The organism is Pseudomonas sp. S2_C11 (assembly GCF_054668395.1).
In genome coordinates this window covers 5,826,386-5,850,623 of record NZ_CP162765.1, presented here as the reverse complement: position 1 = coordinate 5,850,623, position 24,238 = coordinate 5,826,386, and the positions used below count along the sequence as shown (strand labels likewise).

30 protein-coding genes are annotated in these 24,238 nt (G+C 61.0%); 19 read left to right on the top strand and 11 right to left on the bottom strand.

Going from position 1 to position 24,238, the window contains the following annotated elements; genetic code table 11:
- Positions 1–2: 2 nt before the first annotated feature.
- The 4 genes from AB4N48_RS26350 to pilG all read right to left on the bottom strand — a co-directional run bounded on the left by AB4N48_RS26350 (position 3) and on the right by pilG (position 3,641).
- Entirely contained in the window at positions 3–2,051 is a 2,049-nt protein-coding gene (locus AB4N48_RS26350; RefSeq protein WP_460094539.1) for a methyl-accepting chemotaxis protein, read from the bottom strand.
- Between the two features lie 209 nt (positions 2,052–2,260).
- A complete protein-coding gene (locus AB4N48_RS26345) occupies positions 2,261–2,800 on the bottom strand; it encodes a chemotaxis protein CheW (RefSeq protein ID WP_016772745.1) in 540 nt (179 codons plus the stop codon).
- A 10-nt stretch (positions 2,801–2,810) separates the two neighbouring features.
- Complete coding sequence (pilH, locus tag AB4N48_RS26340) at positions 2,811–3,176, bottom strand: twitching motility response regulator PilH (RefSeq protein ID WP_016772744.1); 366 nt, start codon at positions 3,174–3,176, stop codon at positions 2,811–2,813.
- Between the two features lie 60 nt (positions 3,177–3,236).
- Complete coding sequence (gene pilG / locus AB4N48_RS26335; RefSeq protein WP_016772743.1) at positions 3,237–3,641, bottom strand: twitching motility response regulator PilG; 405 nt, start codon at positions 3,639–3,641, stop codon at positions 3,237–3,239.
- A 225-nt stretch (positions 3,642–3,866) separates the two neighbouring features.
- Here pilG and gshB point away from each other — a divergent pair, with 225 nt between their 5' ends.
- The 7 genes from gshB (at position 3,867) to AB4N48_RS26300 (ending at position 9,878) form a co-directional block, all read left to right on the top strand.
- Complete coding sequence (gshB, locus tag AB4N48_RS26330; RefSeq protein ID WP_056786399.1) at positions 3,867–4,838, top strand: glutathione synthase; 972 nt, start codon at positions 3,867–3,869, stop codon at positions 4,836–4,838.
- 107 nt (positions 4,839–4,945) lie between these two features.
- Entirely contained in the window at positions 4,946–5,845 is a 900-nt protein-coding gene (locus AB4N48_RS26325; RefSeq protein WP_024014654.1) for an energy transducer TonB, read from the top strand.
- A 135-nt stretch (positions 5,846–5,980) separates the two neighbouring features.
- Positions 5,981–6,553 carry a YqgE/AlgH family protein gene (locus AB4N48_RS26320; protein ID WP_016772739.1) on the top strand — a complete coding sequence of 191 codons (573 nt, stop codon included), beginning with the start codon at positions 5,981–5,983 and terminating at the stop codon, positions 6,551–6,553.
- Positions 6,553–6,990: a Holliday junction resolvase RuvX gene (ruvX, locus tag AB4N48_RS26315; RefSeq protein WP_041476809.1), complete on the top strand. Its 438-nt coding sequence runs from the start codon at positions 6,553–6,555 to the stop codon at positions 6,988–6,990. Before AB4N48_RS26320 ends, ruvX begins: the two co-directional genes overlap by 1 nt.
- Before the next feature lie 81 nt (positions 6,991–7,071).
- Positions 7,072–7,578, top strand: coding sequence for a bifunctional pyr operon transcriptional regulator/uracil phosphoribosyltransferase PyrR (gene pyrR, locus AB4N48_RS26310; protein WP_016772737.1), 507 nt, complete (start codon positions 7,072–7,074; stop codon positions 7,576–7,578).
- 27 nt (positions 7,579–7,605) lie between these two features.
- On the top strand, positions 7,606–8,610 hold the full coding sequence (locus AB4N48_RS26305) for an aspartate carbamoyltransferase catalytic subunit (RefSeq protein WP_016772736.1): 1,005 nt from the start codon (positions 7,606–7,608) through the stop codon (positions 8,608–8,610).
- On the top strand, positions 8,607–9,878 hold the full coding sequence (locus AB4N48_RS26300; protein WP_236167711.1) for a dihydroorotase: 1,272 nt from the start codon (positions 8,607–8,609) through the stop codon (positions 9,876–9,878). The genes AB4N48_RS26305 and AB4N48_RS26300 overlap by 4 nt, the downstream gene beginning before the upstream one ends.
- An 83-nt stretch (positions 9,879–9,961) precedes the next feature.
- On the opposite strand, the gene AB4N48_RS26295 is transcribed toward AB4N48_RS26300, so the two are convergent.
- Entirely contained in the window at positions 9,962–10,396 is a 435-nt protein-coding gene (locus AB4N48_RS26295; RefSeq protein WP_056786390.1) for an NINE protein, read from the bottom strand.
- Positions 10,397–10,644: 248 nt separating this feature from the next.
- On the opposite strand from AB4N48_RS26295, the gene AB4N48_RS26290 reads away from it, so the two are divergent.
- Positions 10,645–11,262: a C40 family peptidase gene (locus AB4N48_RS26290; RefSeq protein WP_024014657.1), complete on the top strand. Its 618-nt coding sequence runs from the start codon at positions 10,645–10,647 to the stop codon at positions 11,260–11,262.
- A 150-nt stretch (positions 11,263–11,412) separates the two neighbouring features.
- Here AB4N48_RS26290 and AB4N48_RS26285 read toward each other — a convergent pair whose 3' ends face one another.
- Positions 11,413–12,447, bottom strand: a complete 1,035-nt coding sequence (locus AB4N48_RS26285) for a type IV pilus twitching motility protein PilT (RefSeq protein WP_016772732.1) — start codon at positions 12,445–12,447, stop codon at positions 11,413–11,415.
- Positions 12,448–12,503: 56 nt separating this feature from the next.
- Here AB4N48_RS26285 and AB4N48_RS26280 point away from each other — a divergent pair, with 56 nt between their 5' ends.
- From AB4N48_RS26280 to AB4N48_RS26235, 10 genes are all read left to right on the top strand, one after another.
- Positions 12,504–13,190: a YggS family pyridoxal phosphate-dependent enzyme gene (locus AB4N48_RS26280; protein WP_256807948.1), complete on the top strand. Its 687-nt coding sequence runs from the start codon at positions 12,504–12,506 to the stop codon at positions 13,188–13,190.
- A gap of 23 nt (positions 13,191–13,213) precedes the next feature.
- Positions 13,214–14,032, top strand: a complete 819-nt coding sequence (gene proC, locus AB4N48_RS26275; protein WP_256807947.1) for a pyrroline-5-carboxylate reductase — start codon at positions 13,214–13,216, stop codon at positions 14,030–14,032.
- A gap of 11 nt (positions 14,033–14,043) precedes the next feature.
- Positions 14,044–14,634, top strand: a complete 591-nt coding sequence (locus tag AB4N48_RS26270; RefSeq protein WP_039757546.1) for a YggT family protein — start codon at positions 14,044–14,046, stop codon at positions 14,632–14,634.
- Positions 14,635–14,888: 254 nt separating this feature from the next.
- Entirely contained in the window at positions 14,889–16,028 is a 1,140-nt protein-coding gene (gene metX, locus AB4N48_RS26265; RefSeq protein ID WP_071172223.1) for a homoserine O-succinyltransferase MetX, read from the top strand.
- A gap of 7 nt (positions 16,029–16,035) precedes the next feature.
- Positions 16,036–16,656 (top strand): methionine biosynthesis protein MetW, encoded by a 621-nt coding sequence (gene metW, locus AB4N48_RS26260; RefSeq protein WP_056786380.1) that lies wholly within the window; start codon positions 16,036–16,038, stop codon positions 16,654–16,656.
- Between the two features lie 26 nt (positions 16,657–16,682).
- Complete coding sequence (locus AB4N48_RS26255) at positions 16,683–17,117, top strand: DUF4426 domain-containing protein (RefSeq protein ID WP_150636919.1); 435 nt, start codon at positions 16,683–16,685, stop codon at positions 17,115–17,117.
- A complete protein-coding gene (gene rdgB, locus AB4N48_RS26250; protein WP_024014661.1) occupies positions 17,114–17,710 on the top strand; it encodes an RdgB/HAM1 family non-canonical purine NTP pyrophosphatase in 597 nt (198 codons plus the stop codon). The genes AB4N48_RS26255 and rdgB overlap by 4 nt, the downstream gene beginning before the upstream one ends.
- Positions 17,707–18,912: a radical SAM family heme chaperone HemW gene (gene hemW / locus AB4N48_RS26245; RefSeq protein WP_460094538.1), complete on the top strand. Its 1,206-nt coding sequence runs from the start codon at positions 17,707–17,709 to the stop codon at positions 18,910–18,912. The genes rdgB and hemW overlap by 4 nt, the downstream gene beginning before the upstream one ends.
- A gap of 22 nt (positions 18,913–18,934) precedes the next feature.
- Positions 18,935–19,258 carry a DUF3392 domain-containing protein gene (locus tag AB4N48_RS26240; RefSeq protein WP_008083808.1) on the top strand — a complete coding sequence of 108 codons (324 nt, stop codon included), beginning with the start codon at positions 18,935–18,937 and terminating at the stop codon, positions 19,256–19,258.
- Between the two features lie 138 nt (positions 19,259–19,396).
- Entirely contained in the window at positions 19,397–19,945 is a 549-nt protein-coding gene (locus tag AB4N48_RS26235) for an RNA 2'-phosphotransferase (protein WP_150636923.1), read from the top strand.
- A gap of 129 nt (positions 19,946–20,074) precedes the next feature.
- Here AB4N48_RS26235 and trmB read toward each other — a convergent pair whose 3' ends face one another.
- The 4 genes from trmB to AB4N48_RS26215 all read right to left on the bottom strand — a co-directional run bounded on the left by trmB (position 20,075) and on the right by AB4N48_RS26215 (position 22,317).
- Complete coding sequence (gene trmB / locus AB4N48_RS26230; RefSeq protein ID WP_024014663.1) at positions 20,075–20,800, bottom strand: tRNA (guanosine(46)-N7)-methyltransferase TrmB; 726 nt, start codon at positions 20,798–20,800, stop codon at positions 20,075–20,077.
- A 9-nt stretch (positions 20,801–20,809) separates the two neighbouring features.
- Positions 20,810–21,604 (bottom strand): thiazole synthase, encoded by a 795-nt coding sequence (locus tag AB4N48_RS26225; protein WP_041476820.1) that lies wholly within the window; start codon positions 21,602–21,604, stop codon positions 20,810–20,812.
- A gap of 60 nt (positions 21,605–21,664) precedes the next feature.
- Positions 21,665–21,865, bottom strand: coding sequence for a sulfur carrier protein ThiS (thiS, locus tag AB4N48_RS26220; protein WP_038861193.1), 201 nt, complete (start codon positions 21,863–21,865; stop codon positions 21,665–21,667).
- 71 nt (positions 21,866–21,936) lie between these two features.
- Positions 21,937–22,317 carry a DUF423 domain-containing protein gene (locus AB4N48_RS26215; RefSeq protein ID WP_056786365.1) on the bottom strand — a complete coding sequence of 127 codons (381 nt, stop codon included), beginning with the start codon at positions 22,315–22,317 and terminating at the stop codon, positions 21,937–21,939.
- Positions 22,318–22,391: 74 nt separating this feature from the next.
- On the opposite strand from AB4N48_RS26215, the gene mtgA reads away from it, so the two are divergent.
- Positions 22,392–23,114 (top strand): monofunctional biosynthetic peptidoglycan transglycosylase, encoded by a 723-nt coding sequence (gene mtgA, locus AB4N48_RS26210; RefSeq protein ID WP_095181330.1) that lies wholly within the window; start codon positions 22,392–22,394, stop codon positions 23,112–23,114.
- Positions 23,115–23,292: 178 nt separating this feature from the next.
- On the opposite strand, the gene rpoH is transcribed toward mtgA, so the two are convergent.
- Positions 23,293–24,147, bottom strand: a complete 855-nt coding sequence (gene rpoH, locus AB4N48_RS26205; protein ID WP_016772717.1) for an RNA polymerase sigma factor RpoH — start codon at positions 24,145–24,147, stop codon at positions 23,293–23,295.
- Positions 24,148–24,238 lie beyond the last annotated feature (91 nt).

Sequence of the window (24,238 nt, the reverse complement as noted above, 5' to 3'; positions counted from 1 at the left end):
ACTCACGCTTTATCTGTCGCCGCCGGCAAGGTGAAACCGGACACCGAACGGCGCAACTGACTGGCCATTTTCGCCAGGTTGCCGATGCTCTCGGCGGTGGCCGTGGACCCCGACGAGGTTTGCGAGGTGATCTGCTGGATCACATTCATCGTCAGCGAGATCTGCCCGGCCGAAGAGGTCTGCTGCTGCGCCGCGTTGGAAATGCTCTGGATCAGCGCGGCGAGGGTCTTGGACACGCCTTCGATTTCTTCCAGGGCCACACCGGCATCCTGCGCCAGTCGCGCGCCGCGCACCACTTCGGTGGTGGTCTGCTCCATGGAAATCACCGCTTCGTTGGTGTCGGCCTGAATCGCCCGCACCAGGGTTTCGATCTGCCGGGTCGCGGCGGACGAACGCTCGGCCAGCCGCTGCACTTCGTCGGCAACCACGGCAAACCCGCGCCCGGCATCCCCGGCCATCGATGCCTGGATCGCCGCGTTGAGGGCGAGGATGTTGGTCTGGTCGGCGATGTCGTCGATCAGGCTGACGATGTCGCCGATTTCCTGAGAGGACTCGCCGAGGCGTTTGATGCGCTTGGCGGTGTCCTGAATCTGTTCGCGGATGTTGTCCATGCCGTGGATGGTGTTGTGCACCACCTCGTTGCCCTTGTTGGCGATTTCCACGGAACGCTCGGCCACCGCCGACGATTCGGCAGCGTTGGCCGAGACCTGATCGATGGACTCGGCCATGTCGCTGATGGCTGTCGAGGCTTCGGAAATCTGCTGGGCCTGTTGCTCAGACGCTTGGGCCAGATGCATGGCGGTGGCCTGGGTTTCCTGCACAGCGGCGGCAACCTGGCCGGCGGTGAGGTTGATGGTGGCGACCAGATCACGCAATTGGTCGACGGAATAGTTGATCGAGTCGGCGATGGTGCCGGTGAAGTCTTCGGTCACCGAAGCGGTCACGGTGAGGTCGCCATCGGCGAGGTCTTCGATTTCGTCGAGCAGGCGCATGATCGCGTTCTGGTTGCGCTCGTTCTTCTCGGCGGTTTCACGCAATTGGCGATTGGTTTCGCGGACCATGACCAGACCGATGAGGATGATCGAGGCCAGCGCCAGCAAGCCCAGCACATAGCCGCCAATGGTGTCGGTGTTGCGCCCGCCGGCCAGATGCTCGAATCCGGTGGCCAAGTGCGAGGCTTCGTCGAGCAGGGTTTGCGACAGGGTGAAGATGTTGCTGGCCGACTCGCGGACCTTGAACAGCTCAGGCGAGGTTTCGAGGATTTCGTCCACGGAGCCGGAAACGAACTGGAACAGCTCGGAAATTTCGCTCAAACGCGCACGGGCGTCGCGGTCTTCGACCTGGCTAATTTTCAGCGCCGGGTTGCCTTGCAACATGCCGTTAAGCACCAGGCCGAAACGCGCGGCATCGCGGCCAAAGGCGTCGGCGGCCTGCTGCGAGTTTTCGTCACCGGCAAGCACGGTGTTGACGGCACCGAGGATGCGTTCGGCAAGCAACGATTGCCGTTGCGCCATTGCCACCTGCGCCGCCGGAGCGCCGCGCTGGAGCAGGATTTCCACGACTTTTTCGTATTCGATCTGCAACTGCGGCACGGTTTCGGCCAGCGTCGCGGCGACTTGATGCAGCGACAGCACGGTCTGTTCGCTGCTGAGGATCGCATCGGTGTTTTTCAACAGGCGCTCCCAGTCCATCTGCACCGCGCGCATTTCCGGGCGCACGGCGACGGGTGCCGGCGGCAGGCCGGTGTTCGGGTCACCCTTCTTCAGGTAGCCCCAGCGCTGGGCAAAATCGTTGCGCGCATCACTGAGCAGCTTGAACGCCGCAGCCTTGCCCGCCGCCGCTTCGGTGGCGTTCTTGGCAATGCGTTGCGAGAGCACGCGCAGTTCGCCGGCATGGCCGATGTACTGCTTGTCGTAGTTCGCCTGGGTGTTGAGGTACGCGAAGTTGGCGAACAGCAGCATGATGAACACGATCAGTGCGATAAACAGCACCATGATCTGTGCGCGACTGCGCGATGCTTCTGCCGACTTGCCTGTTTTTGCTTTTGTCATCGGTCCTCGCCTATGAAACCTGCCATGGCCCTTGTGGGAGCGAGCCTTGTGGCGAGGGGATTTATCCCCGTTCGGCTGCGAAGCAGTCGCAAAAATATCGCATGCGCTGACGGTGTCAGGCATTGCAGTTTTTGGGGCCGCTGCGCGACCCAACGGGGATAAATCCCCTCGCCACATGGCCCGCGTCCACATGGGTTCTGTTGTTCGTGCTATAGAGCCACACCCATGAACACCGGAGACCTGGCCAGTGCGAACAGGCTGAACACCCGCCAGTTCTGTTCACGGCGGAAATAGCCTTTGACGAATTCGGCCTTGGAGCCCTGGCGCTTGCTGATCGACAGAGGCTCGAAACTGCCCTGTTCGAAATGCTGCAAGCCGATGACTTCGTCGACCATTACCCCGGCGAACACGTCTTCATGTTCCACCACCAATACCCGCCGTTGTTTGCGCAGCGGCGACAGCTCATGGCCGAAGAAGCCGCACAGGTCCATGATCGGCAGCAGCCGCCCGCGCAGATTGGCGACACCCTTGACCCACGGCTTGACCCCGGGCAACTGGGTGAAGCGCGGTTCATGCAGGACTTCGCTGACTTCGCCCATCGGCGCCACATACCAATGTTCGCCGAGGCGAAAGCCGATGCCGCTCCAGCGATCCGGGCGCGCCGCTTGCGACGGCAGGTCCGCTGCCAGCAGGCGGCAGCGCTGGTCGATCTGCCAGAGCAGTTCGAACGCGGTCAGCGATTCGTTCATGATCGCGCGATCAGCCGTTGAGTACGTTGTTCAGGGTCTTGATCAGGGTGTCTTCGTCGACCGGTTTGGTCAGGTAATCCTTGGCGCCCTGGCGGGTGCCCCAGACCTTGTCGGTCTCCTGATCCTTGGTGGTGATGATGATCACCGGGATGTGCGCCGTGTCGGCATCCTTGGTCAACTGCCGGGTCGCCTGAAAACCGTTGAGGCCAGGCATGACGATGTCCATCAGCACCGCGTCGGGTTTTTCCTGACGGGCCAAGGCCACGCCGTCGGCGCCGTTCTCGGCCTTGAGCACTTCATGGCCGTGCTTTTCGAGCATGCCGGTGAGTTTGTACATTTCAGTCGGCGAATCATCGACGATCAGGATACGTGCCATGGTCTTCCCCATTTTTCTGGTCGACTGCCGGCCCGCTGGCCGAGCGTCACTGTGCGTGTCTTACTGCGGCAAAACGGCGGCGAAGCCCGGAACATGGGCCTGGATCGCGTTGAGCAGTTCTTCTTTGCTGAACGGCTTGGTCAGAAATTGATCAGAGCCGACAATCCGCCCCTTGGCCTTGTCGAACAGACCATCCCTGGACGACAGCATGATCACCGGCGTCGCCTTGAAGGCGCTGTTGTTCTTGATCAGGGCGCAGGTCTGATAACCGTCCAGACGCGGCATCATGATGTCGACAAAGATGATCCCGGGATGGTGGTCGGCAATCTTCGCCAGCGCATCGAAACCGTCGATGGCGGTGATCACTTCGCAACCGACATTCTTCAACAATGTTTCGGCGGTGCGGCGAATCGTTTTCGAGTCGTCGATCACCATGACCTTCAAGGCGCTGGACTGCTGTTCCATAAGAGGGTTCTACCGTCGCCTTTGCGAATCAAATTGTCCGTTTTGCTGTGAATAATGGCCTGAAACCCTTGAAACCCATGGGGCGGCGCGATCTGCCAGCCTTTTTAGCACAGTCTCCAGATGCAATCTATCGACGGGTTTTTCCTTGACCCGAAACCCGCCCGGCGCCACTCTGGCGGCACTTTTTCAATACCGATCCGGTAGCCAAATTTCGAGGAAAACCCAATGAGCGTTCGCGTCGGGATTGTCATGGACCCTATCGCCAGCATCTCCTATAAAAAGGATAGCTCGCTGGCCATGCTGCTGGCCGCGCAGAAGCGTGGCTGGGAACTGTTCTACATGGAACAGAAAGACCTGTATCAGGCCGAAGGCCAGGCGCGGGCGCGGATGAGCCCGCTGAAAGTCTTCGCCAACCCGGACAAATGGTTCGAGCTGGACGCCGAACAGGACAAGCTGCTGAGCGACCTGGACGTGATCCTGATGCGCAAGGATCCGCCGTTCGACATGGAGTTCGTCTACTCCACTTACTTGCTGGAACAGGCCGAAGCCGCCGGCGTGCTGGTGGTGAACAAGCCGCAGAGCCTGCGCGACTGCAATGAAAAGCTGTTCGCCACGCTGTTTCCGCAGTGCACGCCGCCGACCATCGTCAGCCGCCGCCCGGACGTATTGCGTGAGTTCGCCGACCATCACGGTGACGTGATCCTCAAGCCGCTGGACGGCATGGGCGGTTCGTCGATCTTCCGCCACACCGCCGGCCACCCGAACCTCTCGGTGATCCTCGAAACCCTGACCCTGCACGGCAAGCAGCAGATCATGATTCAGGGTTACCTGCCGGCGATCGTCGATGGCGACAAGCGCATCCTGATGATCGATGGCGAGCCGGTGGATTACTGCCTGGCGCGGATTCCGGCGCTGGGCGAAACCCGTGGCAACCTCGCCGCCGGTGGCCGTGGCGAAGCGCGTCCGCTGACCGAGAAGGATCGCTGGATCGCCGCCCAGGTCGGCCCGACCTTGCGCGAGAAAGGCTTGCTGTTTGTCGGCCTCGACGTGATCGGCGAGCACCTGACCGAAATCAACGTCACCAGCCCGACCTGCATCCGTGAAATCGACAATGCGTTCGGCACTGATATCGGCGGGATGCTGATGGATGCGATCGATAAAAAGCTGCAAGCGGCCGGCAAAAAGCCACAAGCTTGATGTACGTCACATGCAGCCTGTCGCTTGAAGCGTGAAGCCCAAGGCGCGAAACCAACATTGCGTTATCATGCGCAGCCTCTGAAAAACGCGATGTTGGTTTTCTTGTCATGACCCTCCCGTCCGATCTGCCCGCTGAACTCGCCCATCGTGGCGTGCGCCCGGCCGATCGCCTCGGTTTTACCCTGTTTCTGGCAGCGCTGATTCACCTGGCGCTGCTGCTAGGCGTCGGCTTCACCATGGTCGAGCCGCAGCAGATCAGCAAAACCCTGGAAATCACCCTGGCCACCTTCAAGGCCGAGAAGAAGCCGGAAAAGGCAGATTTTCTCGCTCAGGAAAACCAGGAAGGCAGCGGCACGCTGGACAAGAAAGCCCTGCCCAAGACCACCGAAGTCGCGCCATTCCAGGACAATCAGGTCAAAAAGGTCACCCCGCCGCCCGCCGCCAAGCCAGTGGTGCAGGAAGCCGCCCCGAAGGCAGCGGTGACCACCGTTGCGCCGAAACCGAAAAAGGCGCCGACCAAGAAAGAAGAAAGCAAAACCGAAGTCAAACCGACCGTCGACGCGCCGGCGTTCGACAGCTCGCAGCTGTCCAGCGACATCGCCAGCCTCGAAGCAGAGCTGGCCAAGGAACAACAGCTGTACGCCAAGCGCCCGCGCATCCACCGCTTGAGCGCGGCTTCGACCATGCGCGACAAGGGCGCCTGGTACAAGGATGACTGGCGCAAGAAGGTCGAGCGCATCGGCAACCTCAACTACCCCGAAGAAGCCCGACGCAAGCAGATCTACGGCAATTTGCGCCTGATGGTCTCGATCAATCGCGACGGCTCGCTGTATGAGGTGCTGGTGCTGGAATCCTCCGGTCAGCCGCTGCTCGATCAGGCGGCGCAGCGCATCGTCCGCCTGGCCGCGCCGTTTGCACCGTTTACCGGCGATCTGTCGGACATCGACCGCCTGGAAATCATTCGCACCTGGAAATTTGCCCGGGGCGACAAGCTCTCAAGCAATTAAGAGCAAAATCAAAAGATCGCAGCCTTCGGCAGCTCCTACAGTGGGCCTGCGTACACCCTGTAGGAGCTGCCGAAGGCTGCGATCTTTTAAAGCCTCAGCTTGTCAGTTCGCCCTTGCGACGCCACACTAGCGCTCATGAAAAACGTCAGCCCCAGCTACCTCAAGCATCACTTCCTGATCGCCATGCCACACATGGCCGACCCGAACTTTGCCCACACCTTGACCTACATCGTCGAGCACACGGCCAATGGCGCGATGGGGCTGGTGGTCAACAGGCCGCAAGACTTGAACCTGGCCGACATCCTCGAACAGTTGCGCCCGGACATCGAGCCGCCGGCACGCTGCCAGGATGTGCCGATCTTCATCGGCGGGCCGGTGCAGACCGATCGCGGTTTCGTCCTGCACCCGGCGGGCCAGACCTTCCAGGCCACGGCGCAGCTGGACGGCGACCTGGCCCTGTCGACTTCGCAGGACGTGCTGTTCGCCATCGCTGACGGCGTCGGCCCCGCGCAGAGCCTGATCACCCTCGGTTACGCCGGCTGGGAAGCCGGGCAACTGGAAGCCGAACTGGCCGACAACGCCTGGCTGACCTGCCCTTTCAACGCCGACATACTGTTCAACACCCGCAGCGAATTGCGCCTGGAAGCGGCAGCGCGGCACTTGGGCATCGATCTCAATCTGCTCACCAGCCAGGCAGGTCACGCCTGATGGCCCTGCGCCTGATTCTCGGCTTCGACTACGGCACCAAACAGATCGGCGTCGCGGTCGGCCAGGTCATCACCGGCCAGGCCCGCGAGCTGTGCACTTTGAAAGCGCAGAACGGCGTGCCGAACTGGGATCAGGTCGAAGCGCTAATAAAAGAATGGAAACCCGACGCCGTGGTGGTCGGCCTGCCGCTGAACATGGACGGCACGCCCAGCGACATGTGCGTACGCGCCGAGAAATTCGCCCGCCGCCTCAACGGCCGCTACAACCTGCCCTTCTATACCCACGACGAACGCCTGACCACTTTCGAAGCCAAGGGCGAGCGACTGGTGCGTGGCGGGCAGAAAGGCAGTTACCGCGACAACCCGGTGGACGCCATCGCCGCTGCCCTGCTGCTGCAGGGCTGGCTCGATGAAAACACTGCATTGTTTGAATCCTGACAAGCGCTTCGGCGCTTTTCTTTTGGTTATAAACCGAGCTTCGTCCAGCAGGACGCAGCGCGGAATCACGAAGGAGCAACCATGAGCCTGCCCAATCCCGCCGATCTGATCAGCCAGATGGCGACCCGCCTCAAGGCGCACCTTGCCCAGCGTGACATCAGCGAACCGCGTTACATCGGTATCCGCACCGGCGGCATCTGGGTCGCGCAGGCGCTGCTCAAGGAACTGAACAGCGATGCGCCACTGGGCACGCTGGATGTGTCCTTCTATCGCGATGACTTCAGCCAGAATGGCCTGCACCCGCAAGTGCGCCCGTCCGCCCTGCCCTTCGAGATCGAAGGCCAGCATCTGGTGCTGATCGACGACGTGCTGATGAGCGGTCGGACTATCCGCGCCGCCATGAATGAATTGTTCGATTACGGCCGCCCGGCCAGCGTCACCCTGGTCTGCCTGCTGGACCTGGACGCCGGCGAGCTGCCGATCCGCCCCAACGTGGTCGGCGCCACCCTGACCCTGGCCGGCAACCAGCGGGTCAAGTTGTCCGGCCCCGAGCCGCTGACGCTCGAACTGCAAGACGTCACCCTTTAATCCGCCCTATTGAGAGTCCCCCTCGCGATGACGCCTCTAGATACCAAGCGCCCGCTGCAGCTCAATGATCAGGGCCAGCTGCGCCACTTCCTCTCGCTCGACGGCCTGCGCCGCGAGTTGCTGACGGAAATCCTCGACACTGCCGACTCGTTCCTTGAAGTCGGTGCCCGGGCGGTGAAGAAAGTCCCGTTGCTGCGCGGCAAGACCGTGTGCAACGTGTTCTTCGAAAACTCCACGCGCACCCGCACCACGTTTGAACTGGCGGCCCAACGGTTGTCGGCAGACGTGATCACCCTGAACGTGTCGACATCGTCGGCGAGCAAGGGCGAAACGTTACTCGATACCCTGCGCAACCTTGAGGCCATGGCCGCCGACATGTTTGTCGTGCGCCACGGCGACTCCGGTGCGGCGCACTTCATCGCCGAGCATGTCTGCCCGCAGGTGGCGATCATCAACGGCGGCGACGGCCGGCATGCGCACCCGACCCAAGGCATGCTCGACATGCTCACCATCCGTCGGCACAAGGGCGGTTTCGAAAACCTCTCGGTGGCGATCGTCGGCGACATCCTGCATTCGCGGGTGGCGCGCTCGAACATGCTCGCGCTGAAAACCCTTGGCTGCCCGGATATCCGCGTGATCGCGCCGAAAACCCTGCTGCCGATCGGCATCGAGCAATACGGCGTCAAGGTCTACACCGACATGGCTGAAGGCCTGAAAGACGTCGACGTGGTGATCATGCTGCGCCTGCAGCGCGAGCGCATGACCGGCGGCCTGCTGCCCAGCGAAGGCGAATTCTATCGCCTGTTCGGCCTGACCACCGCGCGTCTGGCCGGGGCCAAACCCGATTGCATCGTCATGCACCCGGGGCCGATCAATCGTGGCGTGGAGATCGAGTCGGCGGTGGCCGACGGCCCGCACTCGGTGATCCTCAATCAAGTGACCTACGGCATCGCGATTCGTATGGCTGTGCTGTCCATGGCCATGAGCGGGCAGACTGCGCAACGTCAATTCGAGCAGGAGAACGCCCAGTGAAGCTCAGCATTCTCGGCGCACGCGTTATCGATCCCAGCAGCGGCCTGGATCAAATCACCGACATCCACGTTGAAGCCTGCAAGATCGTCGCCCTCGGCGCCGCACCGGCCGGTTTCAGCGCAGTAGAAACCATCGATGCCCAAGGTCTGGTCGCCGCACCTGGCCTGGTCGATCTCAATGTCGCCCTGCGCGAGCCGGGTTACAGCCGCAAAGGCTCGATCGTCAGCGAAACCCGCGCCGCCGCTGCCGGTGGCGTGACCAGCCTGTGCTGCCCACCGAAGACCAGACCGGTGCTCGACACCTCAGCCGTCGCCGAACTGATCCTCGACCGCGCCCGCGAAGCCGGCAACACCAAGGTGTTCCCGATCGGCGCGCTGAGCAAAGGACTGGACGGTGAGCAATTGGCCGAACTGGTGGCCCTGCGCGACGCCGGGTGCGTGGCGTTCGGCAACGGTCTGGAAAGCTTCCGCAACACTCGCACCCTGTGCCGGGCGCTGGAATATGCGGCGACTTTCGACCTGACGGTGATCTTCAACTCGCAGGATCACGATCTGGCCGAGGGCGGTCTGGCCCACGAAGGCGCGGTCGCCAGTTTCCTTGGCCTGCCGGGCATCCCGGAAACCGCCGAAACCGTGGCGCTGGCTCGCGATCTGCTGCTGGTCGAGCAGACCGGCGTGCGTGCGCATTTCAGCCAGCTGACCAGTGCGCGCGGTGTGGCGCTGATTGCCCAGGCCCAGGCCCGTGGCTTGAAGGTAACGGCGGATGTTGCGTTGTATCAGCTGATCCTGACTGACGAAGCCCTGATCGACTTCAACAGCCTCTACCACGTGCAACCGCCGCTGCGCACCCGCGCCGACCGCGATGGCCTGCTTGAGGCAGTGAAGTCCGGGGTGGTTTCGGCGATCTCCAGCCATCACCAGCCCCACGAGCGCGACGCCAAACTGGCCCCGTTCGGCGCCACCGAGCCGGGCATCAGCAGTGTTGAGTTGCTGCTGCCGCTGGCGATGACGCTGGTTGAGGATGGTTTGCTCGACTTGCCGACGCTGCTGGCACGTCTCAGCGCAGGACCGGCCGAAGCGCTGCGCCTGCCTGCGGGCAAACTAGCGGTGGGCGGTGCGGCGGATATCGTGCTGTTCGATCCGAAGTCATCGACGGTGGCCGGTGAACAATGGCTGTCGAAGGGCGAGAACTGCCCGTTCATCGGGCATAGTCTGCCGGGCGTGGTGCGCTATACGCTGGTGGATGGGCGGATTACGCACCAGGCTTGATAGCCAGTTGACCCCTTCGCGAGCAGGCTCGCTCCCACAGGTATTGCGGTGATTCCTGTGGGAGCGAGCCCGCTCGCGAAAGCTTACTGGATGGCGCCGCGATTCTGCGCGTTGCGCACCGACACCTGATCGTTCAGCGTCCAGAAGTCATACAGCACGCCAATAAAGAACAACCCGCCGGTCAGCAGATACAGCAAGCCGCTGATCCATTTGCCCTGGTACATGCGGTGTACGCCGAACACACCGAGAAAGGTCAGCAGAATCCACGCGACGTTGTACTCGATCGGCCCGGCAGCAAAGCGCAAATCCGCTTCGCGATCCATCGCCGGGATCAGAAACAGGTCGATCAGCCAGCCAATCCCCAGCAAACCGAAGGTGAAGAACCAGATCGTCCCGGTCACCGGTTTGCCGTAGTAAAAGCGGTGCGCGCCAGTGAATCCGAAAATCCACAGCAGGTAGCCGATGACTTTGCTGTGAGTGTCTTTTTCTTTCACGCGGGGTAGCTGATAGCTGTTCATTAAGACCTCATTGCACTCGATAGATAAATATTCTTCATTTCTTTGTGACTTTTTTACAGGTGGCCGACGTATGGCAAATGTTACCGTTGCTAGCGCGAAACCCTTGTAGAACCTGACTTCTGTCGGACAATTGCGTACTTTTTGAGCGTTTTTGGTTCCGTAGCCGGCGGAATGAATCGATGAACGGCCTCGGAACGGCAAAAAAAGCTGTTATAAAGTTGCGCGCTATCACTTATGAGCCACGCCTAATGCGACCATTTTTCAAGACATGGCTGACTATTTGCCTATTAATGCCACTGGCCGCCCACGCCACCAATCGTGAGCAACGTCTTCCCAACGTCAACGGCTTCACCCCTAAATCCCATGCTTCGGCTCCTTCGAGCAAAAGCAGCAAGAGCAAGACCACCACGCTGAGCAGCAAGAGCCGCAGCAAGCTGGTGCCACCGATGGCGAGCAAGGAAAGCAGCAATGTGCTGAGCCGTGCGGTAAACGTCCTCGGTACACCTTATCGTTGGGGCGGCAGCAGCCCAAGTAAAGGCTTCGATTGCAGCGGTCTGGTGAAATACGCGTTCAACGACGCTACTTTCGACCTGCCACGCACCTCCAACGCCATGGCCAGCGGTCACGGCGAGAAAGTCGAGCGCAAGGATCTGAAGCCGGGCGATCTGATTTTCTTCAACATCAAGAGCCGTCGGGTCAACCACGTTGCCATCTACCTGGGCAATGATCGCTTTATCCACGCCCCGCGCCGTGGCAAAGCGGTGAGCATCGACACGCTGAACAAGCCGTACTGGGAAAAGCATTACGTCGTCGCCAAACGCGTGTTGCCGAAAGAACAACAGCAGCTGCGCGTAGTCCAGCGCTGAGCTGTTTGATCTCCTGAATCAGCTTCAGCAGTACCGGCCTTTTCGCGAGCAGGCTCGCTCCCACAGAAGAATGCATTCCAGCTGAAGGAATGCGGTTTGATGTGGGAGCGAGCCTGCTCGCGAAGGGGCCGGCAGCCGCACCAGCGACCCTCAGAAATTATCAGGCGTACGCGCCTTCTCCCGCGCATGCTCGCGGCTGATCAGGCCCTTGGTCACCAGATCCTTCAGGCACATATCGAGTGTCTGCATCCCCAACGACCCACCGGTCTGAATCGCCGAATACATCTGCGCCACCTTGTCCTCGCGGATCAGGTTACGGATCGCCGATGTCCCGAGCATGATTTCATGCGCCGCCACCCGCCCGCCGCCGATCTTCTTGATCAACGTCTGCGACACCACCGCCAGCAACGACTCTGACAGCATCGAACGCACCATCGATTTCTCGTCGCCGGGAAACACGTCGACCACGCGGTCGATGGTCTTCGCCGCTGAGGTCGTGTGCAGGGTGCCGAACACCAGATGCCCGGTCTCGGCGGCGGTCAGCGCCAGGCGAATGGTTTCCAGATCACGCATCTCGCCGACCAGAATCACGTCCGGGTCTTCACGCAAGGCCGAGCGCAGTGCGGTGGCGAAGCTGCGGGTATCGCGGTGGACTTCGCGCTGATTGATCAGGCATTTGCGCGATTCATGGACGAATTCGATAGGATCTTCGATGGTGAGAATATGGTGATGGCGATGGGTGTTGAGGTAATCGATCATTGCCGCCAGCGTGGTCGACTTGCCGGAGCCGGTCGGCCCGGTGACCAGCACCAGCCCGCGCGGCGCATCAGTGATCTTGCGGAAAACATCGCCCATGGCGAGGTCTTCCATGCTCAGCACTTTCGACGGAATAGTGCGGAACACGGCGCCGGCGCCACGGTTCTGGTTGAATGCGTTGACCCGAAAGCGCGCCACGCCGGGTACATCGAAGGAAAAATCCGTTTCCAGATTTTTCTCGAATTCGATGCGCTGGGTGTCGTTCATGATGTCGTAGATCAGATCGTGCACTTGCTTGTGATCCAGCGCCGGCAGATTGATCCGTCGCACGTCGCCATCGACACGGATCATCGGCGGCAGGCCGGCCGACAGGTGCAGGTCGGAAGCGCCCTGTTTGGCGCTGAAGGCCAGCAGTTCAGTGATATCCATAGCGTCCCTCAATTCCAGTAGAATGCCGCGAACCTACAGACCGCCGGCGCCTCTTGATGTCCACGATAGCAGACAACATCCTTCAGGTTAGTTCGCGCATCCAGGCAGCGGCGAAAGCTGCGCACCGCGACGAAAACAGTATCCATTTGCTCGCCGTGAGCAAGACCAAACCCGCCCAGGCCCTGCGTGAAGCCTATGCCGCCGGCCTGCGCGACTTCGGCGAGAACTACTTGCAGGAAGCCTTGGGCAAACAGCTGGAGCTGGCCGACCTGCCCTTGATCTGGCACTTCATCGGCCCCATTCAATCGAACAAGACTCGCGCGATTGCCGAGCATTTCGACTGGGTGCACTCCGTGGATCGTCTGAAAATTGCCCAACGCCTGTCCGAGCAGCGCCCTGCCGAACTGCCGCCCCTGAACATCTGCATTCAGGTCAATGTCAGCGGCGAGGCGAGCAAATCCGGTTGCACCCCGGCCGATCTGCCAGCGCTGGCCGAGGCCATCAGCGCCCTGCCCCGGCTGAAATTGCGCGGACTGATGGCGATTCCCGAGCCGACCGAAGAGCGCGCCGAACAGGACGCTGCCTTCTCCGCCGTACAGACATTGCAAGCGAGCCTCGCTCTGCCGCTCGACACACTGTCCATGGGCATGAGCCACGACCTCGAGTCGGCCATTGCCCAAGGCGCCACCTGGGTGCGGATCGGTACCGCGCTGTTTGGCGCCAGAGATTATTCCCAGTCTTGAACGTTTCCAGATAAGGACCACACATGAGCAACACACGTATTGCGTTTATCGGTGCGGGCAACATGGCGGCCAGTCTGATTGGCGGCTTGCGCGCCAAAGGTCTGGAAGCGGCGCAGATCCGCGCCAGCGATCCGGGCGAAGACACCCGCGCCAAAGTCAGCGCCGAGCACGGCATCGAAACCTTCGCTGACAACGCCCAGGCCATCGACGGCGTCGATGTCATCGTGCTGGCGGTCAAGCCACAGGCGATGAAAGCCGTGTGCGAGGCGATTCGCCCAAGCCTGAAACCGAATCAACTGGTGGTGTCGATCGCCGCCGGCATTACCTGCGCGAGCATGACCGCGTGGCTCGGCGAACAGCCGATCGTGCGCTGCATGCCGAACACCCCGGCGCTGCTGCTTCAGGGTGTCAGCGGTTTGTACGCGACCAGCGAAGTAACCGCCGAGCAGCGTCAGCAAGCCGAAGAGCTGCTGTCCGCCGTCGGCATCGCCCTGTGGCTGGAAGAAGAACAGCAACTGGACGCAGTCACCGCAGTGTCCGGCTCCGGCCCGGCGTACTTCTTCCTGCTGATCGAAGCCATGACCGCCGCCGGCGTCAAACTTGGCCTGCCAAAAGAGATCGCTGAGCAACTGACCGTGCAGACTGCTCTGGGCGCCGCGCACATGGCGGTGTCCAGCGATGTCGACGCCGCCGAATTGCGTCGCCGCGTGACCTCGCCAAACGGCACCACGGAAGCTGCGATCAAATCATTCCAGGCTGGCGGCTTCGAAGCGCTGGTTGAAACCGCACTCGGCGCCGCCGCGCACCGCTCGGCCGAAATGGCCGAACAACTGGGCAAATAAAGGAGCCTTACATGATCGGATTGAACACCGCAGCGGTTTACGTGCTGCAAACCCTCGGCAGCCTGTACCTGCTGATCGTGCTGCTGCGCTTCGTCCTGCAACTGGTGCGGGCGAACTTCTACAACCCGCTGTGCCAGTTCGTGGTCAAGGCCACTCAGCCGCTGCTCAAGCCTTTGCGCCGGATCATCCCAAGCCTGTTCGGCCTCGACATGTCGTCGCTGGTGCTGGCGATTCTGGTGCAACTGCTGCTGATGGCGCTGACCCTGCTGCTGACCTACGGCACCACCGGCAACCCGCTGCAACTGTTGATCTGGTCGCTGATCGGCGTCACTGCACTGTTCCTGAAGATCTTCTTCTTCGCTCTGATCATCAGCGTGATTCTGTCGTGGGTTGCACCGGGCAGCCACAATCCGGGTGCTGAACTGGTCAACCAGATCTGCGAACCGGCGCTGGCACCGTTCCGCCGCTTCCTGCCGAACCTCGGCGGCCTGGATCTGTCGCCGATCTTCGCCTTCCTTGCGCTGAAATTGATCGACATGCTGGTGATCAACAATCTGGCGGCGATGACGATGATGCCGGAAATCCTGCGCTTGCTGATGTGAGGTGAGAGGGATTGGCGCTCGGCTTGATATGGCGTCGTCCGCGCCCCTCACCCCAGCCCTCTCCCAAGGGAGAGGGAGCCGATTTGTGTTGAGCTCAAGATTGGAGTTCGACTCGCAATTATCAGGTCGGCGCAGTTCGACAGAACACCTTGGTCAGTCCCCTCTCCCTCTGGGAGAGGGTTAGGGTGAGGGCTGCTTGCCGCTAACCCCCCCGGTCTTTAGACTTACGCCTCATTTCAACGAGAGCAGGGTCGATGCCAACTGCCTTTCCCGCCGATTCTGTTGGTCTGGTAACGCCGCAAACCGCGCATTTCAGCGAACCGCTGACGCTGGCCTGTGGCCGTTCGCTGGCCGCTTATGACCTGATTTATGAAACCTACGGCACGCTGAACGCCCAGGCGAGCAACGCCGTGCTGATCTGCCACGCGCTGTCCGGTCATCATCACGCCGCTGGTTATCACAGCGTCGACGACCGCAAGCCCGGTTGGTGGGACAGCTGCATCGGCCCCGGCAAGCCGATCGACACCAACAAATTCTTCGTGGTCAGCCTGAACAACCTCGGCGGCTGCAACGGCTCCACCGGCCCGAGCAGCGTCAACCCGGAGACCGGCAAGCCGTTCGGCGCCGACTTCCCGGTGCTCACCGTGGAAGACTGGGTGCACAGCCAGGCGCGCCTGGCTGACCTGCTCGGCATCGGCCAGTGGGCGGCGGTGATCGGCGGCAGCCTCGGCGGCATGCAGGCGTTGCAATGGACCATCACCTACCCCGATCGCGTGCGGCACTGCCTGGCCATCGCCTCGGCACCAAAACTGTCGGCGCAGAACATCGCCTTCAACGAAGTCGCGCGCCAGGCGATCCTCACCGATCCGGAATTCCACGGCGGTTCGTTCCAGGAAGCCGGCGTGATCCCCAAGCGCGGGCTGATGCTGGCGCGCATGGTCGGGCACATTACCTATCTGTCCGATGATTCCATGGGTGAGAAATTCGGCCGCGGCCTGAAGAGCGAAAAGCTCAACTACGACTTCCACAGTGTCGAGTTCCAGGTCGAAAGCTACCTGCGTTATCAGGGCGAAGAGTTCTCCGGGCGCTTCGATGCCAACACTTATCTGTTGATGACCAAAGCGCTGGACTACTTCGATCCGGCGGCGAACTTCGACGATGATCTGGCGAAAACCTTCGAAAACGCCACAGCCAAGTTCTGCGTGATGTCGTTCACCACCGACTGGCGCTTCTCCCCGGCGCGCTCGCGGGAACTGGTGGATGCGCTGATGGCCGCGCGCAAGGACGTCAGCTATCTGGAAATTGACGCACCGCAAGGCCACGACGCCTTCCTGATTCCGATCCCGCGTTACTTGCAGGCGTTCGGCAATTACATGAACCGCATTTCGTTGTGAGAAAGCCATGAGAGCTGATCTGGAAATCATCCAGGAATGGATCCCCGCCGGCAGCCGCGTCCTCGACCTGGGTTGCGGTGACGGCGAGCTGCTGACCTGGCTGCGCGACAACAAGAACGTCACCGGTTATGGCCTGGAAAACGACGCCGACAACATCGCCGAGTGCGTGGCCAAGGGCATCAACGTCATCGAGCAGGATCTGGACAAAGGCCTGGGCAATTTTGCCAGCAACAGTTTCGACATCGTCGTCATGACCCAGGCCCTGCAAGCGGTGCATTACCCGGACAAGATCCTCGACGAAATGCTCCGGGTCGGTCGCCAGTGCATCATTACCTTCCCCAACTTCGGCCACTGGCGCTGCCGCTGGTATCTGGCGAGCAAGGGCCGCATGCCGGTCTCGGAATTCCTGCCTTACACCTGGTACAACACGCCGAACATTCACTTCTGCACCTTCGAGGACTTCGAAGAGTTGTGCCGCGAACGTGACGCCAAGGTCATTGATCGGCTTGCCGTGGATCAACAGCACCGCCACGGGTGGGCCAGTAAGCTATGGCCTAATCTGTTAGGTGAAATCGGTATCTACCGCGTCAGCAGTCCGCAGTTGGCGGACGCCCGAGTCGCGGTCTGAGCCAGGGCATTTGAAGGAGCACGAACATGAGCCGTCTAGCGTTGCTGTTATTCACCGCCTGCCTGAGCGCCAGCACCATGGCGGCGGACGTCATCAAAGGTGAGCGCAAGGAAACCTTCGGCGACATCACGGTGCACTACAACACCTTCAACTCGACGTTCCTGCAACCGGACATCGCCAAGGCTGCCGAGCTGATCCGCAGCAAGAACCAAGGCGTGATCAATGTTTCGGTGGTCAAGGACGGCAAACCGGTGATCGCCAGCGTCACCGGCACGATCAAGGACCTGACCAGCAACAGCGTGGCGCTGAAATTCCGCCAGGTCACCGAACAGGGCGCGATCTACTACATCGCCCAGTACCCGGTGCCGCAGCAGGAAACCCGCACCTTTGAAATCAAGGTGCAGAACGGCGACAAGATCAACACTATCAATTTCAACCAAGAACTCTTTCCCGGCGAATGATGAACATCAAGCAGCTCGTACTGGCCAGCCATAACGCCGGCAAACTCAAAGAACTCCAGGCCATGCTCGGCGACTCGGTGCAACTGCGCTCGATTGGCGAGTGGAGCAAGGTCGAGCCGGAAGAAACCGGCCTGTCGTTCGTCGAGAACGCGATCCTCAAGGCGCGCAATGCCGCGCGCATTTCAGGCCTGCCGGCACTGGCCGACGATTCCGGGCTGGCGGTAGATTTCCTTGGCGGTGCGCCGGGTATCTACTCGGCGCGTTACGCCGACGGCCAGGGCGATGCGGCGAACAACGCCAAACTGCTCGATGCGCTGAAGGACGTACCGCAAGCCGAGCGCGGCGCGCAGTTCGTCTGCGTGCTGGCACTGGTACGCCACGCCGATGATCCGCTGCCGATTCTCTGCGAAGGCCTGTGGCACGGGCGCATCCTCACCGCTGCCAGCGGCGAGCACGGCTTCGGTTATGACCCACTGTTCTGGGTGCCGGAGCGCGACTGCTCCAGCGCCGAACTGAGCCCGGCCGACAAGAACCAGATCAGCCACCGCGCCCGTGCAATGGATCTGCTGCGCCAGCGTCTGGGCTTGAAATGACCACTGATTCTTCCGCGTCGTCGCTGATTATCGGCGGCGCCGCGTCCTCGCATAGGGCACCGCTGCCAACCCTGCCGCCCCTGGCGCTGTACATCCACATCCCGTGGTGTGTGCGCAAATGCCCGTATTGCGATTTCAACTCGCACACCGCCAGCCCGATGCTGCCGGAGCAGGAATACGTCGACGCGCTGCTGGCCGATCTCGATCAGGATCTGCATGCGGTGTATGGCCGTGAGCTGACTTCGATTTTCTTCGGTGGCGGGACGCCGAGCCTGTTCAGCGCCGAAGCCCTCGGGCGTTTGTTGAAGGGTGTCGAGCAGCGCATCCCGTTCGCCGCCGACATCGAAATCACCCTGGAAGCCAACCCGGGCACCTTCGAGCAGGAGAAGTTTGTCGCCTATCGCAAGCTGGGGATCAATCGGCTATCGATCGGTATCCAGAGCTTTCAGCAGGAGAAGCTTGAGGCCCTTGGCCGCATCCACAACGGTGACGAAGCCGTGCGTGCGGCGGGCATGGCGCGGCAGGCCGGGTTCGATAACTTCAACCTCGACTTGATGCACGGTTTGCCCGATCAGTCGCTGGACGATGCCCTGAGCGATCTGCGCCAAGCCATTGCGCTGAAACCGACGCACATTTCCTGGTATCAACTGACGCTGGAGCCCAATACGGTGTTCTGGAATCAGCCGCCAGTGCTGCCGGAAGACGACACCCTGTGGGACATTCAGGAAGCCGGCCAGGCGCTGCTGGCCGAGCACGGTTACGCGCAGTACGAAGTGTCGGCGTATGCCCAGGCCGGTCGCCCTGCGCGGCATAACCTCAATTACTGGAGCTTCGGCGACTTCATCGGCATCGGCGCCGGCGCCCATGGCAAGCTGAGTCACCCGGACGGGCGCATCGTGCGCACATGGAAAACCCGCCTGCCGAAGGACTATCTGAATCCCGCGAAAAGCTTTCAGGCCGGGCAGAAATCGCTGAGCAATGACGAGATGCCGTTCGAGTTCCTGATGAACGCCCTGCGCCTGACCGCCGGGGTCGAATCGCGCCTGTATCCGGAACGCACCGGCCTGTCGCTGGACACCCTCGCCGAAGGCCGGCGCGAGGCCGAACAAAGCGGCCTGTTGCAGGTCGAACCGTCACGCCTGGCGGCGACCGAACGCGGCCAACTGTTCCTCAACGATTTGCTGCAACAATTTCTGAACTGACTTCAGCTCAAAGGGAAAACGCATGGATTTGATACTCGACCTGCTGGCCACCGTCTCCCGCTGGAGCCGCAGCAATCTCTCGGAAATCGCCCTGGCGCTGGTCGGTTGCCTGCTGGTGCTGTTCGGCGCTGACTTCAAAGGCTGGGTCGAGCAACGCCTGGGCAGCATCGCCGGCGCCCTGCGCGTGCCCCTGATGGCCCTGCTCTGCCTGATCGGCAGCGGCGCCGCGCTGATCTACGCCACGCCATGGGTGATCAAAGGCCTGAGCCAGTTCAACAACTACAGCCTGGCGCCGGTGCTGCTGGTGGTACTGGTGCTGATCGGCGTGGTTGCTGATCGCCGCTGATCTTTCGGCACACCCAAAACGAATGTAGGAGTGAGCCTGCTCGCGATAGTGGTCTGACATTCAACCTCTTCGGTGACTGTCAGTCCGCAATCGCGAGCAGGCTCACTCCCACAGTTGATCGCAATGAAAGGGAAGTTCATGAGTAAAAAACTACTGGATGAGACGAGCAAATTTCTTAGCTTCGTGTTGCGTCACGAGCCTCAGGCGATCGGACTGAATCTGAATTCGGAAGGCTGGGCAAATATCGAAGCACTGATCAGCGGCGCGGCGCGTGATGGCAGGCATTTAAGTCGTGAGCTGATTGAAAACGTCGTGACCAGCAGTGACAAGAAGCGTTTTACGATTTCCGCTGATGGCCACTGTATACGCGCTGTTCAAGGCCACTCGACGAAAAGCGTTGATCTGCAATTCGAGCAGAAACAGCCACCGCAAACGCTCTACCACGGAACAGCGACGCGTTTTCTCGACTCGATCCACAGACAAGGCTTGATTCCAGGACAACGCCATCAGGTGCATCTGTCCGACGAGATCGCCACCGCGTCGGCCGTGGGTCAACGCTACGGAACGCCAGTCGTTCTGAAGGTTGCCGCGAAGCAGATGGAAGAACAGGGCTTCAAGTTCTATCAGGCCGAAAATGGCGTCTGGTTGACAGAGCAGGTGCCCGCTCGATTTCTTGCCCCCCTGTAATCTCCTCATACACAAAACAATTGTGGGAGCGAGCCTGCTCGCGAAGGCGTCTTGACATCCAACATCATCGTTGAACGTCAGACCGCTTTCGCGAGCAGGCTCGCTCCCACAGTTTTTTTTGCGTGATGCTTATGCGATCTTTTCGAACTTCAGATCCCACACGCCATGGCCAAGGCGTTCGCCACGGCGTTCGAACTTGGTGATCGGGCGTTCGGCCGGGCGTGGGACGCATTTGCCGTCTTCGGCAAGGTTGCGGTACCCCGGGGCGACGTTCATCACTTCCAGCATGTACTCGGCGTAAGGCTCCCAGTCGGTGGCCATGTGCAGAATGCCGCCAACCTTCAACTTGCTGCGCACCAGTTCAGCGAACGAGGCCTGGACGATGCGGCGCTTGTGGTGGCGGCTCTTGTGCCACGGATCCGGGAAAAACAGCATCAGGCGATCGAGGCTGTTGTCGGCGATGCAGCGATTGAGCACTTCGATCGCGTCACAATCGTAGACCCGCAGGTTGGTCAGCCCTTGGGTCAGCACGCCATTGAGCAGCGCGCCGACACCCGGACGGTGCACTTCAACACCGATGAAATCCTGCTCTGGAGCGGCCGCGGCCATTTCCAGCAGCGAGTGGCCCATGCCGAAACCGATTTCCAGCGAGCGCGGCGCCGAGCGGCCGAACACCTGGTCGTAATCGACCGGCGCATCGGCCAGCGGCAGCACATACAGCGGCGCGCCCTGATCCAGGCCGCGTTGCTGGCCTTCGGTCATGCGCCCGGCGCGCATCACGAAACTCTTGATGCGGCGGTGTTGGCGCTCGTCGCCTTCGTCCGGCTGGACAGGCGTGTCGTTCGATTCAGTCATCAATGGCTCTTACTTGATCAGACCATCCAGCGGCGAAGAGGCGCTGGCATAAAGTTTTTTCGGCATGCGGCCGGCGAGGTACGCCAGGCGACCGGCGACGATGGCGTGCTGCATGGCTTGCGCCATCATGACCGGTTGCTGGGCGTGGGCGATGGCCGAGTTCATCAGTACGGCGTCGCAACCCAGTTCCATGGCGATGGTCGCGTCGGAAGCGGTACCGACACCAGCATCCACCAGCACCGGGATCCTGGCTTCTTCGAGGATGATCTGCAGGTTGTACGGATTGCAGATGCCCAGACCGGAGCCGATCAGACCGGCCAGCGGCATCACGGCGATGCAGCCGATTTCCGCCAGTTGCCGGGCGATGATCGGGTCATCGCTGGTGTAGACCATCACGTCGAAGCCTTCCTTGACCAGGGTTTCGGCGGCCTTGAGGGTTTCGATCACGTTGGGGAACAGGGTCTTCTGGTCGGCCAGCACTTCCAGCTTCACCAGATTGTGGCCGTCGAGCAGTTCACGCGCCAGGCGGCAGGTGCGCACGGCTTCGATGGCGTCGTAGCAACCGGCAGTGTTCGGCAGGAAGGTGTAGCGATCCGGCGACAACACTTCAAGCAGGTTCGGCTCGCCTTCGATCTGGCCCAGGTTGGTGCGGCGTACGGCGAAGGTGACGATCTCGGCACCCGAGGCTTCGATGGCCTGGCGGGTTTCTTCCATGTCACGGTACTTGCCGGTACCGACCAGCAAACGCGACTGGTAAGTACGACCGGCCAGCACAAAAGGCTTGTCGCTACGAACGATGCTCATGGGGAATCCTCTTTAAGGGTGAGGGTCTTGCAGAATTCTGTGCCCTTGCGGGCCGGGCGATCAGCCGCCGCCGATGGCGTGGACCACTTCGACGTTGTCGCCGTCGTTCAACGTAGTGTCGGCATGCTGGCTGCGCGGGACGATGTCCAGATTGAGCTCGACCGCCACCCGACGTCCGGCCAGATCCAGACGGGTGATCAGGCCCGCAACGGTTTCACCGTCGGGCAGTTCAAAGGACTCACCGTTCAACTGAATGCGCATGCACAACGCCGCCATCATTTTTAGGGGCTGGCATTCTAGCCCGATCATGACCTAAAGGTCAGTACCAAGCGTCAAGCGGTTAGCTGCAAGCGCCAGGCGGCGAGGCCGAGGCAAACCCAACCGATGAGAAACGCGAGGCCACCAAAAGGGGTAATGATGCCGAGCTTGCTGATGCCGGTGGTGGTCAGCAGATACAGGCTGCCGGAGAACAACACAATGCCGACGGTGAAGGACACGCCGGCCCAAGTGACCAGCCGCCCTGGAATCTGCGTGGCCAGCAGCGCAACGCCGAACAGTGCGAGCGTGTGCACCAGTTGGTAGGTGACGCCAGTGTGGAAGATCGTCAGGTATTCCGGCGTCAGACGGTTTTTCAGGCCGTGGGCGGCAAACGCGCCCAGCGCAACACCGGTGAATCCGAAAAAAGCAGCCAGCATCAAAAAGCCACGCAGCATGGGGAACTCCAGTCAGACGCCATCGGCAGGGTCTGTATAATGGCCCGCTCCACGGGTTCGGCCAAGCCATCTCTATGCTGCGTTCAATTTTCCGTCGTCTCACGAAGGCTCTGCTCTGGTTCGCCGGCGGCAGTGTCTTGCTGGTGCTGGTGTTTCGCTTCGTGCCACCGCCGGGCACGGCGCTGATGGTCGAGCGCAAGGTCGAATCCTGGGTCGACGGCGAGCCGATTGACCTGCAGCGCACCTGGAAACCGTGGAACGAGATCTCCGATGACCTGAAAGTGGCGGTAATTGCTGGCGAAGACCAGAAATTCCCCGAGCACTGGGGCTTCGATCTGCGCGCGATTCAGGCTGCTCTGGCCCACAACGAACTGGGCGGTTCGATTCGCGGTGCCAGCACCTTGAGCCAACAGGTGTCGAAAAACCTCTTTCTGTGGTCGGGCCGCAGTTATCTGCGCAAAGGCCTGGAAGCGTGGTTTACCGCGCTGATCGAGGTGTTCTGGCCCAAGCAGCGAATTCTCGAGGTGTACCTGAACAGCGTCGAGTGGGATGACGGCGTATTTGGCGCTGAAGCGGCGGCCCGCCATCACTTTGGTGTGAGCGCAAAGTCATTGTCGCGTCAGCAGGCGAGTTATCTGGCTGCCGTACTGCCCAATCCACGGGTGTGGAGCGCGAGTCATCCGACCGGTTATGTATCGCGCCGGGCTGGGTGGATTCGGCAGCAGATGAGTCAGTTGGGCGGAGACAGTTACTTGCTCGGGCTGAACGATTCGCGGCGGGCGCCTTGGGCTGAATAACACCGAAATTCCAATGTGGGAGCGAGCCTGCTCGCGAAAGCGGTGTGTCAGCTTGCATTGATGGCACTGATAAACCGCTTTCGCGAGCGGGCTCGCTCCCACAGGGATTTGTGTTGAAACAGAATGAAAACGCCCCGATCATCGCTGATCGGGGCGTTTTTTATTGCTGATCTACCGGTTACGCGGCGATCGACAACTTGAGCTTGTTCATCGCGCTCTTTTCGAGCTGACGGATTCGCTCGGCCGACACGTTGTACTTCTGCGCCAGATCGTGCAGCGTGGCTTTCTCTTCCGCCAGCCAGCGCTGGTAGAGGATGTCACGGCTGCGCTCGTCCAGCACTTCCAGTGCTTCGTGCAGGTTGGTGTTGGAGTTGTCGCTCCAGTCGGCATCTTCCAGTTGACGCGCCGGGTCGTACCGGTGGTCTTCAAGGTAGTTGGCCGGAGACTGGAAAGCACTGTCGTCGTCGGCTTCGGCAGCCGGGTCGAAGGCCATGTCGTGACCGGTCAGACGACTTTCCATCTCGCGCACTTCACGTGGTTCGACGCCGAGGCTTTCCGCCACACGGTGGACTTCCTCGTTGTTCAGCCACGCCAGGCGCTTCTTCTGGCTGCGCAGGTTGAAGAACAGCTTGCGCTGGGCCTTGGTGGTCGCGACTTTCACAATGCGCCAGTTGCGCAGGATGAACTCGTGAATTTCCGCCTTGATCCAGTGCACGGCGAACGACACCAGACGCACGCCCATTTCCGGGTTGAAGCGCTTGACGGCCTTCATCAGGCCGACGTTACCTTCCTGGATCAGGTCAGCCTGAGCCAGCCCGTAGCCGGAATAGCTACGGGCAATGTGTACGACAAAACGCAGGTGGGCGAGCACCATCTGCCGAGCCGCCCCCAAATCCTGCTCATAGTAGAGACTCTCGGCCAGTTCACGCTCCTGCTCCGGCGTCAGCAATGGAATGCTGTTGACGGTGTGCACGTAGGCTTCCAGGTTCGCACCCGGAACCAATGCATACGCAGGTTGCAAAGAATTGGTCATACGAAAAAACCTCCCACTCACATACTCGTGCCTCTCGGCACTGCGAAAAATTGACCGGGAACTCAGGTACAAGTTCCCATAAAAACCGCAA

What these genes read in the sequence shown, in the direction of transcription:
- AB4N48_RS26350 (WP_460094539.1), bottom strand. Translation starts at nt 2,051, where the DNA reads ATGACAAAAGCAAAAACAGGCAAGTCGGCAGAAGCATCGCGCAGTCGC.
- AB4N48_RS26345 (WP_016772745.1), bottom strand. Translation starts at nt 2,800, where the DNA reads ATGAACGAATCGCTGACCGCGTTCGAACTGCTCTGGCAGATCGACCAG.
- pilH (WP_016772744.1), bottom strand. Translation starts at nt 3,176, where the DNA reads ATGGCACGTATCCTGATCGTCGATGATTCGCCGACTGAAATGTACAAA.
- pilG (WP_016772743.1), bottom strand. Translation starts at nt 3,641, where the DNA reads ATGGAACAGCAGTCCAGCGCCTTGAAGGTCATGGTGATCGACGACTCG.
- gshB (WP_056786399.1), top strand. Translation starts at nt 3,867, where the DNA reads ATGAGCGTTCGCGTCGGGATTGTCATGGACCCTATCGCCAGCATCTCC.
- AB4N48_RS26325 (WP_024014654.1), top strand. Translation starts at nt 4,946, where the DNA reads ATGACCCTCCCGTCCGATCTGCCCGCTGAACTCGCCCATCGTGGCGTG.
- AB4N48_RS26320 (WP_016772739.1), top strand. Translation starts at nt 5,981, where the DNA reads ATGAAAAACGTCAGCCCCAGCTACCTCAAGCATCACTTCCTGATCGCC.
- ruvX (WP_041476809.1), top strand. Translation starts at nt 6,553, where the DNA reads ATGGCCCTGCGCCTGATTCTCGGCTTCGACTACGGCACCAAACAGATC.
- pyrR (WP_016772737.1), top strand. Translation starts at nt 7,072, where the DNA reads ATGAGCCTGCCCAATCCCGCCGATCTGATCAGCCAGATGGCGACCCGC.
- AB4N48_RS26305 (WP_016772736.1), top strand. Translation starts at nt 7,606, where the DNA reads ATGACGCCTCTAGATACCAAGCGCCCGCTGCAGCTCAATGATCAGGGC.
- AB4N48_RS26295 (WP_056786390.1), bottom strand. Translation starts at nt 10,396, where the DNA reads ATGAACAGCTATCAGCTACCCCGCGTGAAAGAAAAAGACACTCACAGC.
- AB4N48_RS26290 (WP_024014657.1), top strand. Translation starts at nt 10,645, where the DNA reads ATGCGACCATTTTTCAAGACATGGCTGACTATTTGCCTATTAATGCCA.
- AB4N48_RS26285 (WP_016772732.1), bottom strand. Translation starts at nt 12,447, where the DNA reads ATGGATATCACTGAACTGCTGGCCTTCAGCGCCAAACAGGGCGCTTCC.
- AB4N48_RS26280 (WP_256807948.1), top strand. Translation starts at nt 12,504, where the DNA reads ATGTCCACGATAGCAGACAACATCCTTCAGGTTAGTTCGCGCATCCAG.
- proC (WP_256807947.1), top strand. Translation starts at nt 13,214, where the DNA reads ATGAGCAACACACGTATTGCGTTTATCGGTGCGGGCAACATGGCGGCC.
- AB4N48_RS26270 (WP_039757546.1), top strand. Translation starts at nt 14,044, where the DNA reads ATGATCGGATTGAACACCGCAGCGGTTTACGTGCTGCAAACCCTCGGC.
- metX (WP_071172223.1), top strand. Translation starts at nt 14,889, where the DNA reads ATGCCAACTGCCTTTCCCGCCGATTCTGTTGGTCTGGTAACGCCGCAA.
- metW (WP_056786380.1), top strand. Translation starts at nt 16,036, where the DNA reads ATGAGAGCTGATCTGGAAATCATCCAGGAATGGATCCCCGCCGGCAGC.
- AB4N48_RS26255 (WP_150636919.1), top strand. Translation starts at nt 16,683, where the DNA reads ATGAGCCGTCTAGCGTTGCTGTTATTCACCGCCTGCCTGAGCGCCAGC.
- rdgB (WP_024014661.1), top strand. Translation starts at nt 17,114, where the DNA reads ATGATGAACATCAAGCAGCTCGTACTGGCCAGCCATAACGCCGGCAAA.
- hemW (WP_460094538.1), top strand. Translation starts at nt 17,707, where the DNA reads ATGACCACTGATTCTTCCGCGTCGTCGCTGATTATCGGCGGCGCCGCG.
- AB4N48_RS26240 (WP_008083808.1), top strand. Translation starts at nt 18,935, where the DNA reads ATGGATTTGATACTCGACCTGCTGGCCACCGTCTCCCGCTGGAGCCGC.
- AB4N48_RS26235 (WP_150636923.1), top strand. Translation starts at nt 19,397, where the DNA reads ATGAGTAAAAAACTACTGGATGAGACGAGCAAATTTCTTAGCTTCGTG.
- trmB (WP_024014663.1), bottom strand. Translation starts at nt 20,800, where the DNA reads ATGACTGAATCGAACGACACGCCTGTCCAGCCGGACGAAGGCGACGAG.
- AB4N48_RS26225 (WP_041476820.1), bottom strand. Translation starts at nt 21,604, where the DNA reads ATGAGCATCGTTCGTAGCGACAAGCCTTTTGTGCTGGCCGGTCGTACT.
- thiS (WP_038861193.1), bottom strand. Translation starts at nt 21,865, where the DNA reads ATGCGCATTCAGTTGAACGGTGAGTCCTTTGAACTGCCCGACGGTGAA.
- AB4N48_RS26215 (WP_056786365.1), bottom strand. Translation starts at nt 22,317, where the DNA reads ATGCTGCGTGGCTTTTTGATGCTGGCTGCTTTTTTCGGATTCACCGGT.
- mtgA (WP_095181330.1), top strand. Translation starts at nt 22,392, where the DNA reads ATGCTGCGTTCAATTTTCCGTCGTCTCACGAAGGCTCTGCTCTGGTTC.
- rpoH (WP_016772717.1), bottom strand. Translation starts at nt 24,147, where the DNA reads ATGACCAATTCTTTGCAACCTGCGTATGCATTGGTTCCGGGTGCGAAC.